This is a genomic window from Niallia sp. FSL W8-0951 (assembly GCF_038006525.1).
In the GTDB taxonomy this organism is placed as follows: Bacteria; Bacillota; Bacilli; order Bacillales; family Cytobacillaceae; genus Niallia; species Niallia circulans.
In genome coordinates this window covers 1045314-1057705 of sequence record NZ_JBBOVK010000001.1, presented here as the reverse complement: position 1 = coordinate 1057705, position 12392 = coordinate 1045314, and the positions used below count along the sequence as shown (strand labels likewise).

At 34.6% G+C, this 12392-nt stretch carries 14 protein-coding genes and 1 other annotated feature; of the genes, 2 read left to right on the top strand and 12 right to left on the bottom strand.

Going from position 1 to position 12392, the window contains the following annotated elements:
- Nucleotides 1–111 precede the first annotated feature (111 nt).
- Nucleotides 112–765, bottom strand: coding sequence for a YcnI family copper-binding membrane protein (locus tag NSS71_RS04875; protein WP_341151333.1), 654 nt, complete (start codon nt 763–765; stop codon nt 112–114).
- Nucleotides 766–993: 228 nt separating this feature from the next.
- Nucleotides 994–2676: an arginine--tRNA ligase gene (argS, locus tag NSS71_RS04870; RefSeq protein ID WP_047940213.1), complete on the bottom strand. Its 1683-nt coding sequence runs from the start codon at nt 2674–2676 to the stop codon at nt 994–996.
- A gap of 62 nt (nt 2677–2738) precedes the next feature.
- Nucleotides 2739–2952: a binding site (T-box leader), on the bottom strand.
- 122 nt (nt 2953–3074) lie between these two features.
- Between argS and NSS71_RS04865 the strand changes: the two genes are divergently transcribed.
- The gene (locus tag NSS71_RS04865) at nt 3075–3383 is read left to right on the top strand and encodes a hypothetical protein (protein WP_061800535.1); all 309 of its coding nucleotides are present in this window, start codon (nt 3075–3077) and stop codon (nt 3381–3383) included.
- A 708-nt stretch (nt 3384–4091) separates the two neighbouring features.
- Here the strand turns inward: NSS71_RS04865 and NSS71_RS04860 are convergent.
- From NSS71_RS04860 to NSS71_RS04830, 7 genes are all read right to left on the bottom strand, one after another.
- Nucleotides 4092–4955 carry an AraC family transcriptional regulator gene (locus tag NSS71_RS04860; protein ID WP_328587746.1) on the bottom strand — a complete coding sequence of 288 codons (864 nt, stop codon included), beginning with the start codon at nt 4953–4955 and terminating at the stop codon, nt 4092–4094.
- Nucleotides 4956–5001: 46 nt separating this feature from the next.
- Nucleotides 5002–5214, bottom strand: a complete 213-nt coding sequence (locus NSS71_RS04855) for a hypothetical protein (protein WP_047940209.1) — start codon at nt 5212–5214, stop codon at nt 5002–5004.
- Between the two features lie 85 nt (nt 5215–5299).
- Nucleotides 5300–5752, bottom strand: coding sequence for a hypothetical protein (locus tag NSS71_RS04850; protein WP_341151332.1), 453 nt, complete (start codon nt 5750–5752; stop codon nt 5300–5302).
- A 98-nt stretch (nt 5753–5850) separates the two neighbouring features.
- Entirely contained in the window at nt 5851–6054 is a 204-nt protein-coding gene (locus tag NSS71_RS04845; protein WP_095320001.1) for a hypothetical protein, read from the bottom strand.
- 119 nt (nt 6055–6173) lie between these two features.
- A complete protein-coding gene (locus tag NSS71_RS04840) occupies nt 6174–6869 on the bottom strand; it encodes a TVP38/TMEM64 family protein (RefSeq protein WP_047940206.1) in 696 nt (231 codons plus the stop codon).
- Nucleotides 6870–7104: 235 nt separating this feature from the next.
- The gene (locus NSS71_RS04835; protein ID WP_095320000.1) at nt 7105–7920 is read right to left on the bottom strand and encodes an alpha/beta fold hydrolase; all 816 of its coding nucleotides are present in this window, start codon (nt 7918–7920) and stop codon (nt 7105–7107) included.
- A gap of 66 nt (nt 7921–7986) precedes the next feature.
- Nucleotides 7987–8436: a DinB family protein gene (locus tag NSS71_RS04830; protein WP_341151331.1), complete on the bottom strand. Its 450-nt coding sequence runs from the start codon at nt 8434–8436 to the stop codon at nt 7987–7989.
- Between the two features lie 223 nt (nt 8437–8659).
- Between NSS71_RS04830 and NSS71_RS04825 the strand changes: the two genes are divergently transcribed.
- Entirely contained in the window at nt 8660–9187 is a 528-nt protein-coding gene (locus NSS71_RS04825) for an isochorismatase family protein (protein WP_095321387.1), read from the top strand.
- Between the two features lie 1112 nt (nt 9188–10299).
- Here NSS71_RS04825 and NSS71_RS04820 read toward each other — a convergent pair.
- From NSS71_RS04820 to NSS71_RS04810, 3 genes are all read right to left on the bottom strand, one after another.
- Nucleotides 10300–10881 (bottom strand): TetR/AcrR family transcriptional regulator, encoded by a 582-nt coding sequence (locus NSS71_RS04820; protein WP_095321385.1) that lies wholly within the window; start codon nt 10879–10881, stop codon nt 10300–10302.
- Between the two features lie 125 nt (nt 10882–11006).
- Entirely contained in the window at nt 11007–11435 is a 429-nt protein-coding gene (locus tag NSS71_RS04815; protein ID WP_095321384.1) for a nuclear transport factor 2 family protein, read from the bottom strand.
- 270 nt (nt 11436–11705) lie between these two features.
- Nucleotides 11706–11765: a hypothetical protein gene (locus tag NSS71_RS04810; RefSeq protein ID WP_235850400.1), complete on the bottom strand. Its 60-nt coding sequence runs from the start codon at nt 11763–11765 to the stop codon at nt 11706–11708.
- Nucleotides 11766–12392 lie beyond the last annotated feature (627 nt).

The window sequence follows — 12392 nt, the reverse complement described above, 5'->3', positions numbered from 1 at the left end:
ACCAATATGTACATTCATCACATGCCGATGTCCTTAAATTCTCCAAAAAAAAGAAAAAGTCCATTCCTTGAAGTTAATCTCTTCCTTAGGAATGAACTCTTTAGCTAGTTCTTATTTTTTTCTTATAAAAGTTATTACAATCGCAGCTAGTGATAAAACAATAGCGATAATCGATAAAATCGTATTTATATTAGTACCTTCATTTGCATGCTCGGCATCTTTGTCTTCCTGTTGATCATCTGCTGCATCATCCGTTTTTGTGCTATGTCCATGACTGTCAACCGTTTCATTGGATTGAGCAATACTAGTGATAGAATGAGGTAGTTCTGCATCACTGTCTCCAGTCCATTCCACAATGCTGCCATCTGCATAGTACTGGAATGCATCCCATGCAATATCGCCAGGCTCTTTGGGATTTTGTGCTCTAAAGGTAAAGTCGCGGTATTGACCAGCCTTAATCGCTGTCTCTTCTGATTCAGCCTCCCAAGTTACAGTTGCCACTTTATCATTATCATCGGTAGTTGTAGTCGTTTTCCAGCCATCGACAGGTTCATACATTTTAAACTCCACATTATCTGGAATTTTAATCGTCACTTTTGTTGTATCCACATCTTTTTCAACTGGAATTCTTACAGTATACGTTTCCCAAGCCTCTGTAGTAGATTGGGATGGATTCACGGTAACATGGGCGCTGACTGGTAATGCTATAAAGAAGACAGCCGCTAATGCTACTAATCCAGATAAAAATTTCTTTTTATGTATCATTTCAAATCTCCTTTCCTTATTTCTGCAGTTTTGCAAAAAGAGAGGTTAACACTACTTTGAATGTGTTAACCTCTTTCATCATATCAAATAGAGATACTTCGTTCAAAGAAAAAACAGCTTGGATTATGTCTATTCTGTGAACATTTTATGACAAATGTACTTTTAAATGACCTATTCCCCATTTTAGCCAAAATAATTCATCTTTAATCAAAGGGGTTTATCTTTCTATTACATTGCCTCTGGTGCGGCAATTCCTAGTAATCTTAAACCTTCTTTCAAAACAAGTGTTACAGCATATACGAGAGAAAGTCTCGCTTCTTTTCCGCTATTTTCCTCTAAAATTTGAACATGCGCATAATACTTATTAAATGTTTTTGCTAAATCAATAACGTACTTTGCCACTTCAGAAGGATCATATTGCACAATCGCCTTTTCCACAATTGTCGGAAAGTCCATTAAAAGCTTTACAATTGGAAAACTTAGCTGATCCCATTGTAATTGGTCTATATTAGCTGGTGGGAAGAAATTACCTTTCCGCAGTAAGGAACAGGCTCTTGCATGTGTGTATTGGATATATGGTCCTGTTTCTCCTTCAAACTTCAACATATCTTCTAGAGAAAACTCAATATCTGTTAGGCGATAATGCTTTAAGTCATGAAAGATAATTGCTCCTGTTCCTACTTGTTTTGCCACTTCTTCTTTATTTTCAAGAGAAGGGTTTTTTTCTTCGATATTTTTCTCCGCTAATTGAATAGCTGCTTGAAGCACTTCTTCTAATAAAACAACTTTCCCTTTTCTCGTTGACATCTTCTTGCCGTCTTTCAGCATCATACCAAATGGAATATGAGCCATCCCTTCTGCCCAATCATAGCCCATTTTCTCTAACACTTGAAATAGCTGCTTAAAATGGAGAGTTTGTTCATTTCCTACTACGTATAAACTTTTCACAAAATGATAGTTTTCTTGACGATAGATCGCTGCAGCTAAATCCCGTGTGGCATAAAGTGTCGCACCGTCTCTCTTTTTGATTAAACACGGTGGGAAGTCTTCAAGCTCTACTACTTGTGCCCCTTCTGATTCTACTAAAAGCTGCTTCTCCTTTAATAACTCGACAACCCTTCCCATCTTGTCGTTAAAAAAAGCTTCGCCATCATTTGAATCAAATGTAATTCCTAATAGTTGATAGATTTTATTAAACTCTTCTAACGATTCTTTTCGAAACCATTTCCAAAGATTAATGGCTTCTTCATTTCCCTGTTCTAGATAGTTAAACCATTTTCTCCCTTCTTCATTTAGCGAGGGGTCTTCATCTGCTTTTTCATGAAACTTCACGTACAGCTTTAATAATTCTTTAATAGGATTCTTCTGCACTTCCTCTTCGTTTCCCCATCGTTTATAGGCGACGATTAATTTACCAAACTGGGTCCCCCAATCACCAAGATGATTAATACGAATCGGTGTGTAGCCATTTTTCTCGGCAATAAGGCCAAGAGCATTGCCGATAACAGTGGAACGCAAATGCCCCATGGAAAACGGCTTTGCAATATTAGGTGAAGACAAATCAATTGTCATGACTCCTTTATTCGTAGGTAAATCCCCATAATGCTCCTTTTGTTCGAGAACCTCCTTGATTACTTTAGAGGCAATTAATTGCTGATTTAAAAAAATATTAATATAAGCTCCTACCACTTCGACATGATCAATCAGCGGAGATTCTATCTTTTGAGAAAACTCTTCCGCAATTAACGTAGGTGCTTTCCGCAATTTTTTGGCAAGTGTAAAACAAGGAAAAGCGAGATCTCCTAAATGATCATATTTCGGTTTTTCCAATAACTGTTCAATCGTTTCTGGTGATAATTCTACATCTAATTGTGTTGCTAATACGTTTGCTAGTTCTGATTTGATGTTCATCTATATTCTCCTTTTCTATATTAGATATTTTAATAAAATAAAAAAACTCCCGCCCCTTCATACGAAGAGGCGAGAGCTTATAATTCCCGCGGTACCACTCTAATTGTTATTTTCATAACCACTTAAATCAGTTAACGGCCTGTTACCGATCATGCCTACTCCTTTTCAGCATGATATCTCCAAAGTGCGTTTCACTGCTTGCTCCACATTAGGCTTCCACCATCCCTAATTCGCTATTGCTTTACAAGCAGCTACTCTCTTTTTCTACGATTTCCTATATTTTTTTCTTATTATACACACTCTTTTCGGAAGAATCCAATACTTTTTTATTTTTATAAAAGAAAGACAAGCGCCAATCATTTCCGTTTACATATAGTAATGGAGGAGGTGAAACATTTATGAATACTCAAAATCGAGCTTTTGACAGACATATTGGGGCTGTTGGTCCTATTGGTGCAGTTGGTCCAGTTGGAGCCGGTGGTTTTGCAGGCGTGGGGCATGGCGCAGTGGGAATCGGGGCTATCCCCCTTGGTGCAGTTACACCATCAGCTAGCTTTGCTGGAGGCAACCCTCTATTTTATACGCCTTTTCATCATAGCCCTGCTATTCAACACCATTGGAATTATGGTCAGCATTTCCCAGCATACTCACAACCATATGGCTATAATCCCGCTTATTCTACTTACGGATATTATCCCTATTATTGATTTCAGAAAAAAGGCAGCAACTAGATTCCATCCATTTAGAGAAATTCTAGTTGCTGCCTTTTTATGCTGTTGATATTATTCCGCTATGCTTATTTGTTTATTTTTTCGCCAGATTGCGAAGGTTACTGCTAATCCATCATGGGAAAGAATCTTATAGAGACGCTCCTACCGAGAAAAGAGCTTTGTTAGGACAAGCTCCTACTAATGCCAGTGCATCAGCAGATACAGATACTGGCGGCAATCATCAGCAAATAATAGTTTTACAACAGATAACGAGTAGTGCATGGAGGCAAAGGGAAATGCACCTATCGGGAACAATGCCGGTGTATCTAGTTTTGTCGGCTAAACTACTGTGCTTTTGAACGCTACTTTTCCCTTGGTTCCTTTGAAAAAAGGTGTTCATCCCCTTTATGAACACCTTTTTTCCCAGGTTTCTTTAAATAATGGTGTTCATTCCCTTTATGAACGCTACTTTTCCCTTGCTTCCTCAAAATTATGGGGTTCATCCCCTTTATGAACACCACTTTCCCCTAGGTTCCTCTATAAAATGGTTTTCAATCTATTAAAATACTGAATCTCCTTGCTATACTCCAAGTCTAGCATCCCTCTCTCTTAACTGACATATCCCCCCTATAACAATCATCCTTAAATATCAAAAAAACGATGGAATTTGACACTATGCCCGCATAGTCATTCCATCGCTTTTTGTTATTTAACTGGAATCCATATTTCAGAGTAGCAATTTTCGCTTGACGGATCATCATCTGTATAGCGTTCAAAGGAAATAAATCCTGCTTGTTGATAACCACTGGACGGCATCCATTCCGAATATATTTGCTTCCAAACCTTCTGCATACTTTGCGGCATTGGTCCATGCACCTCAAAAACTGCCCACTTGGATGCTGAAATAACGAGCTGATCATATTTTTCAGATTTATCCTCTGTTGCAACCGCTATCCAGTAATCCATATCCTTACCCGCTGCTTCTGACTCCTCTACACAAACGCCAAGAACACCTGGAATTTCTCCCCTAGTCAGCATCAGAAGCTCGTTCACTGTTCCATTCTTATTAACTTCATCCCAGAGTTTTGGAATCTCACGGAGATTTTCATCTTCCTTAAAAGTATAAGATTTTTTCATCCCGACAATCGTAAATGCCTCTTTCTCCACTACTTTTACTTTCATTGGTTCTGCCCCTTTCAGCTGTACTTGAATGACTAGTGGATTGTATATTTTTAGACTACCAATTCCTCGTCTCGTTTCACTTGGTGTAACTCCATGCTGTCTGCGATATGCTTTCGTAAATGCTTCTGGTGTATCATATCCATATCTTAATGCAATATCGATTATCTTTTCTCTTGAATGAAGCAAGCTTTGACCAGCCATTGATAGTCTGCGTCGCCTAATATACTCTCCCACTGGTATTTCCGTAAGGATTGTAAATGTTCGTTGAAAGTGAAATATTGAAACATTTGCGACACGCGCAATCGCTTCTATTTCAAGCTTTTCTTCCAAATTATTTTCGATATATATTAATGCCTTTTGTAACCCTTCCAACCATGTCACATTCATCACATCCTTAAAAATAGCATACATGGATTACTGTTGGTTTTCCTGTTCATTTATGCTTGCTTTTGACAGATATATCCTTGGTTTTCTTCTCATCAATATATCGGATTAAAGAAAGGATAGACCGCCCTAAGTAAATACAAAAAAAGGCACCAAAAATAATAAGTGCTGCTAAGTAATTGGCAAATAGCTTCTTACTGGCAATAAATAGTATTAAAAACACTAGTGTGATCAACAAATTGAATATTGGATGATTTTTCATTCATTTCCCTTCCTTTTTTATAGATAAAATATGTATCGTCACGATAAAATAGGCTGTCTATCCCTAGCTCTAGGTTTAGACAACCTTATTCGACCCTAATAGAAAACGTATAATTGGGATTTCCTTGATCCCATTTAGCATAAATCATATAAACATATGTTCCTTTTTTGGCTGGCACTGTCATTTTATTTTTATCTACTTTAATAAATTCCTCTTCTCCATCTTCAAACACTTCTGCAACCTGTAAAGATCCAGCTAATGGCTTTTTATTAAAATCGATGGTAATCGTTGAATTCGGTTCCACTTTCACAGAACCATTTTGTAACCCCATATCCCATGGAGATGCATAGACATAATCAACACAAGATCCTTTTAATGAACCTTGCCAGCAATTAGAACCAATTGTTGTCGGAATTCTATTATTCTTCCATAATACCTCAGGTTTTGGTGGCTTGGAAAAATAAATCGTATCCATTAGAACCCAAATACAGGCAAAAATAAAAGCAATTATTGTTACCACCATAAACATGTGAACCATTTTGTCCCCTTTCATTCCTCTTTTATATATTGGACGATTGATATTGCAGAAAAGTTTCGATTTTTCTTTATAAATAGAAAATTCCAGCGATATTATTCTTATTCTCCCCCACAGCTTCCTCCACTATCAAACGAGGATCCACAGTCATTTCCTCCATCAAAGAAAGACGCTTGTGAGCTATCTCCTGGATTTCCCTGAAAAGGCGGATAATGATGGTCATTTATATTGTTTGTCTTTTCTTTGCGGGAAAAAATTTGAGCCACGACGATTGCCACAAATACCAACATAATAATTCCAAACATACTTTATTCCTCCCTCACTTGCTGTTCTATTTTATATACGTAGGCTGATTGGAAATAGTTTCATATTTTTTCAATTAAAAAAGCCGAAAAGTAGCAAACTACCTTTCGGATAGATTAATTTATGCTCTTTTCCTTATTTCCTTTACTCTTTCCATAACGGAAGGCTTCTTTTTACTGAAATAATAGAAAATCCCTGTTATCAGTAGAATAATTACAATTAATGCTAATGGATTAATATCTGTAGAGAATACACCATAAGGAATTAACGCAAGGATAAAAAAGTAAAAGAAATTACCTATTGCTGTACCGATAGTAAAAGGACGTATCGATATTTTGCTTATACCAGCAATGATATTTAAAATACTTGTCGGAAAAAACGGAAAAACCCTTCCATAGAACACATAGCGCATCCCTTTTTGTTCGATTTTATCTAACATTTCTTGGTGATTTTGCACCTTTTTGATCACAAAATCTTGGAACCAAAAACGAATGGCTAAGAAGATAATGATTGCAGAAATGATGCTAGAAAACCAGCTCCATAGAAAGCCATAAATGAAGCCAAATGAGTAAAAATTGAGGGTAATTACTAAAATTAAAGGAATAACGGTAAAGCTATTTTGAATAATCATAAGGAATAAACTGACAATAAGTGCATAAGAAATATTCTCTTTAAATGCAGATGTGACTGAATTTAACTCCCCTTCACGAATCGCCTGAAAAATATCAGTGTATCGGAAAAAGATAATAAAGAGGCTGATTGTCACAAAAAACGTAAATGGCTTCCAAAAATGTTTTATATAAATCACCTTTTTCATAAATTATATGTCATATTCTAAAGAGTGGTACACTTAGATGATTCATTTTCTTCAGATTTCTTCCTTTTGTTTTTTTATATTATCTGTTTTCTACCCGTTTCTACTATTTTTCAATCAGGGGGGATTATTTCTTACCTAAAAAAATAAGTAAGTACATAAAAAGCAGTTAAGTTTTACATAAACATAACTACTTTTTTTACTATACTTTATTCCCATTCTATCAAACTATTTTTTCCTACATGTCCTCTTCTACCCTATCTATCCATTCATTCATATGCGCAATAAATAACTTTGCCTGTTCAATCTGCAAGTTATGCCCGGCTCGATCTAAAATTGCAAATGTTGCTCGGGGATAATTCCCTAAAATTGCAAACGCATCTTCATATCCGACTACCGAATCTTGTTTTCCTAGTAAGAAGACAGTTGGTTTTTGAAATAGGACATCATCGACTGGAAAGGAAAATCCGTAGTTCTTTTGAATTTTATTCAAAAATGCTGTATTCGCTATATTGCATCCTGATAAAATTTCATCCTTATATCGTATCCAATTGTATTCATCTAAAACTACTTGATTGGTTTTGAAATCGTTACGTTCTTCTTCTACTAAGTTTGATAAAAATTCATTATCTGCATAAACAATCGTGTGTTCTGGAAGTGTTCTCTTTTCTTTTTCTGGTAAAATCATCGGGCAAATGAATGCTGCGCCTAATATTTGCTCTTTATAAAGCTTGATAATTCCTCTAGTTAAGTAGCCGCCATAGGATTCTCCTATAATCAGAAAAGGTTGATTGGAAATGTTTATATCTATAAAATTTGCAACTGCTTTTAACATTTCATCAGAATTACTGATTAAGTCATAATCCATGGTTTTCCCCATGCCAGGTAAATCCAAATATATCCTTCTCCATCCGTCTTTCTCTCTAAAAACAGGCTCCATACACCCACTCATGAGTCTATGATCTAGCGTAAATCCATGTAGCATGATAATGGGAATTCCAGTTCCTATATCTTCGTAATATATGTTTGCATTTTTCACTTTGCAGTATGGCATCTTTCTTCCTCCCTATTAATAAAATGTATGTATCTATGGAAGTTCCTTACTCAAATAATGATATATTCAGGTTTTTCCCATAACAGTAGACAAGCAGTGTGTGTAATTGAGCTCTATGATGATAGTATGTGCGACTATTTCTAACAACCACTCGTACCTTGTATAGGTCGCTCCCCAATAAGCTGTAGTCCTTTCTTGTAACTCTATTTCTGTAAGATTCATATAAATATCTTTTAAAGTTTTATAATTTTCTGCAATAGCACTCTTGACATCCTGTATGCTTAATAATGCAACACTCGAATAATATTGATTCATCTCTTTTTGTTTTGCACCGTTCGATATCATTAAATCAGCCTTACAAATAACGGCTATGTGCTCTAAAAGCTCACCTATCGAGCGCTTATTACTTGCTGGCTTTTTCTGTAAGTCCGCCTCTTCAATAACTTCAACCATTTGGATTGTTGTTTTTAAAGCTATTTCTATTTGATTTAGTGCACTATTTATATAGGTATTCACTACTAACTCCCTCCTTGCAACGAATATATGTTCGCTTTTATATTATAGACGAATCTATCATAAGTTCAATATAAATATTCGTTAATTCCGACTTTTTGATCAAGAAAAAATTCAAACCATCCAAAGTTTTAAGTCTATTAGATCGCTTCCATCTTAAATGTCCTTGTCCAGCTCCTTTTCGATTTGCTATACTTTAAAAGAAACGAACAGGAAGTGTAATTATATGAGACAGGCACTTATTATCATCGACATGCAAGAAATTTTCTTTAACCATCGTGAAAATTATTTATTCGATAGAATTCAACTAGTAAAAAACATCAATATACTAATCAATCAAGCACACGAAAAAGATATTCAGGTTATCTTTATCCAACATACAGATCCAAATGAACAGTCCGAGCTTTATGAGGGGAAGGACGATTGGAACCTCCATCATAATCTATTGTTATCCACTACTGATAAGATAATTAGAAAATCTAAATGGGATGCATTTTACCAAACAGAACTTTTGGATTATTTAAAAAGCAAGAAAATCGAACAGCTTATTTTTGCTGGTGCACAAACGGAGTTTTGTCTTGATACTACTATCAGAGCAGCCCATAGCTTGGGATTTCAGCAGAATCTCCTTTATCAAAACACTCATAGCACCATTAACAGCTCCATTTTAAATGCAGTTGATATTATTAACCACCATGAATCTATTTGGAATAATCGGTTTTTAACAATCATAAATGAAGAACTGAAATTATAAATATCTTCTGGCGTAATACACTATGTTATTTTTTTATTACTCTAGATCGTAGTATTAGGATAAGATTAAATAAATTACACCTGATTGATGGATTTGGCGCATCACCTGAAATAAATTGGCTTTCTGATCTTGAAATGTTATTACTTTAGATTCAAGTTAATTAACAACAAATGAGTATTAAATAATTATTGTTTACAAAATCAGAAGAATCAAGAAAATCTTATCAAATAACCAAATAAAATAAGAACTATACTGGACTTTCACTTTATATTTAGATAATTATTAACATTTCGGAAATTTTGTATACTAAGCAAACTTCAACTTAAAAAAAGCCGAATTCCCGAACTCTAAGGAATCGACTTTTTTATTTTTGATTCTTAAACTAAAAATTCCGATGGTTAAAGAGCGAAAACCCTCTAACGGAAAACCCCAGAAAAGCTGTGAAAATATCTTCTTGGGTTGTTCTATCTTTCTTAACTTTTATTTAGGGAACGTTATTAATATAAATCTATAAAATATATATACAATGTTTAAAGATTTTTAATTACCCTGTACCTACAATTTGGATTTCAAGTCCCCTTGTAGTAAAAAGTTGTTTGGACTATATGACTTATCTTACACAGAGAATATTTTCAAGAAAGTATACGTTTTTGAACGTCTGTTGCTGAAATTGCTAAAAGAGTGTACCAATTTCTGCTGGTTTAGGTACAGCTTTTTGTTCAGAATCAGTCTATTAAACAATGCTCTATTTCTTTCTGCCATATTGAAGAATTGCTGAGCCTTCTACACATGCTTTTTAATATACATTGAAGCTTTGTTTAACACTTCGGTAAAGAATGGAACGGCTTCACTAAGAATTGGCACTTCAATTCCATTAAGATCAATTATTCCTTGGAAAAGTTATATCTTTATTAAATTAATTACCTGATTATTTAACATTATCATATATTTTTCTCTAAAAAGTACTTCTAATTACATTACCACAACGTGAGGCACTAGATACAACCGGGCAGCTGTCTCACTTCACAAATTTATTCTACAAGTCAAAAATGTTAATATTAGACTAAACGGTCAATATTAAACGCAATGTAAGAAGCCTTATTAGCTTCACCCTAGTCCAATGTTGATAATACAATGGAAACAAAATCATCTAAAACCTTTGGATCAGATGATAATTTAGAAACTTGTGTAAGTGAATATCGAGAATGGTTCAAATACTTAGCCAGAGCTTCTATATCTTTTTGCAACTCAATTTCCCCATTTTCTTGACCACGTATTAGTGATTTATAAAAAGCTTCTTCTAACCTTCTTATATCCATTTTGAAAAACTCCGCAATTTCCCTATCATGAGGTACTTGAGAGATTGCACTATCCAAAATAAAGCACTCTTTACGTTTTTCATCATCCTTTAAAACGTATACCACTTCATAAAAAACTTTACTTATTGCTTCTTTAACTGATCCTGGATGTTCCAAATAAGATATTACCGTAGCGGTTTTTTCATTAATATAATGTTTTACTGCAGAAATAAAAAGATCCCTTTTGGTACCATAAGTATCATAAAGACTTTGCCGTGCAATCCCAAGTCCTTTAATTAGTAGTGGCAGTGAAGTCCCTTCATATCCATAATGACCGAATACCTCCATGGCTTTATGCAATACTTGGGTAGTATCAAATTCCTTGTTTCTTGCCAAAGTGATAACCCCTTTTTTCTATCATACTAACTTTTTTAGAACGTACAGTCAAGAAATAGATAGGTTTAGAAATTATGCGTATCTAATTTGGGATTGAGTTACTTAGGGAATGGAACAAATTCATTTTAACTTCCAATTGAATCAATGAACACTAGTGGATTCCAGTAATCCTTATAACGAGTAATAAATCCATCTTTTGTTTCCACTACACTAATATATTTTTGGTTGTATGGTTTGCCTGTTTCACGTTGCTTACCAATAGAATTGAGCTCTGCAATAACTAGTTCAGGATCTTCTGTTATATGAAAAATAGGATCTGTAAACTCTACTTCAAAGTTTTCAGGGAAACTTTGCATATAATCATAAATATCCTCTTTCCCTACCAGCATATCTGGATAGCCTTTCGGAGCATATGGAAATTCTAATACCCCGCCTTCTGCCCAAAGATTGATCCATGATTTAATATCTCCACTAGATAGATGTTTTAGATGTTTATTAAATATCTCCTGTGCTCTTTCGCGGATTTCTTCTACTGATAATGCTTGATTATCCATTATTATCTTCCTCTCTTTTTATTATTGACTATTCAGTCTAGAAATATCAAAAAAATAAGGTTCTGTAATAAATAATTACAGTTCCCCTTCCTGACAAATCCATCTTATCACTTTCTGGACTGTCCAGTCAATAATTATTTTGGTTTCTTTTTGGACATTCTACTTTTTATTCTTATCTACTAATTCTCTAATAGCAATTACGAATTGAATCCCGCCTTTTAATCTTAGAGTATACATACAAATTGTAACATCCAGCAAAGTTTGCAGTTGCTAAGTTAGTATTCTTTGTGATATTCCCGATATTAATCGTTTAAGTTCATTAAATCTGATTGTTTTTTCGGATAATATATCGATTTTGATACCTTTCCATTTTCACCTACAATCTGTAAAGCCGTCTCAATTGGATAAGCTCTTATAACCTCTTCACTGTATTCTCCATTATTTTTTTAACCTATATCCCATAATGCCACCCCATTCATTAAGTTACAAAAATGAGCATATTTACATGTACCAATCATTTTCACTATATTTAATATATCAGAAATGAAAGAGTTCATATCATGATCACATGTTAATAGTCGAGACGAGACATGAATACATTTTGCAGGAACAGATTAAGAAAATGATTAAGGGTGGATATTTTATGGATTAATCCAAAATAGTATTAATAACTGGCGATAACAAAGGAATTGGTTTTGAGACAGATAGACAATTAGGGAAAATAGGAATGAGATTTTAATAGGATTGAGAAATGGAAAAAGGGGCTTGAGGCATTAGCATTATTAGAAAAGGAAGATATTAAAGCTAAAACAGTGGGTATTGAGGTTTCATACCCCACTCCCATATTCTCCGTTGTAGAAAACATTGAACAAGAAAATGGTTTGCTTGATATATTGATTAACAATGCAGGCGTGTTTTTGGAAGGTAATATCACTCAGAATAACTTCCCCCCTCTTT

Bases quoted from the DNA above. Each gene is read 5' to 3' on its own strand.
- NSS71_RS04840 (WP_047940206.1), bottom strand. From the start codon at position 6,869: ATGAAAAAGGTGATTTATATAAAACATTTTTGGAAGCCATTTACGTTT.
- NSS71_RS04845 (WP_095320001.1), bottom strand. From the start codon at position 6,054: ATGTTTGGAATTATTATGTTGGTATTTGTGGCAATCGTCGTGGCTCAA.
- NSS71_RS04815 (WP_095321384.1), bottom strand. From the start codon at position 11,435: ATGGATAATCAAGCATTATCAGTAGAAGAAATCCGCGAAAGAGCACAG.
- NSS71_RS04875 (WP_341151333.1), bottom strand. From the start codon at position 765: ATGATACATAAAAAGAAATTTTTATCTGGATTAGTAGCATTAGCGGCT.
- NSS71_RS04825 (WP_095321387.1), top strand. From the start codon at position 8,660: ATGAGACAGGCACTTATTATCATCGACATGCAAGAAATTTTCTTTAAC.
- NSS71_RS04855 (WP_047940209.1), bottom strand. From the start codon at position 5,214: ATGAAAAATCATCCAATATTCAATTTGTTGATCACACTAGTGTTTTTA.
- NSS71_RS04860 (WP_328587746.1), bottom strand. From the start codon at position 4,955: ATGAATGTGACATGGTTGGAAGGGTTACAAAAGGCATTAATATATATC.
- NSS71_RS04850 (WP_341151332.1), bottom strand. From the start codon at position 5,752: ATGGTTCACATGTTTATGGTGGTAACAATAATTGCTTTTATTTTTGCC.
- argS (WP_047940213.1), bottom strand. From the start codon at position 2,676: ATGAACATCAAATCAGAACTAGCAAACGTATTAGCAACACAATTAGAT.
- NSS71_RS04865 (WP_061800535.1), top strand. From the start codon at position 3,075: ATGAATACTCAAAATCGAGCTTTTGACAGACATATTGGGGCTGTTGGT.
- NSS71_RS04835 (WP_095320000.1), bottom strand. From the start codon at position 7,920: ATGCCATACTGCAAAGTGAAAAATGCAAACATATATTACGAAGATATA.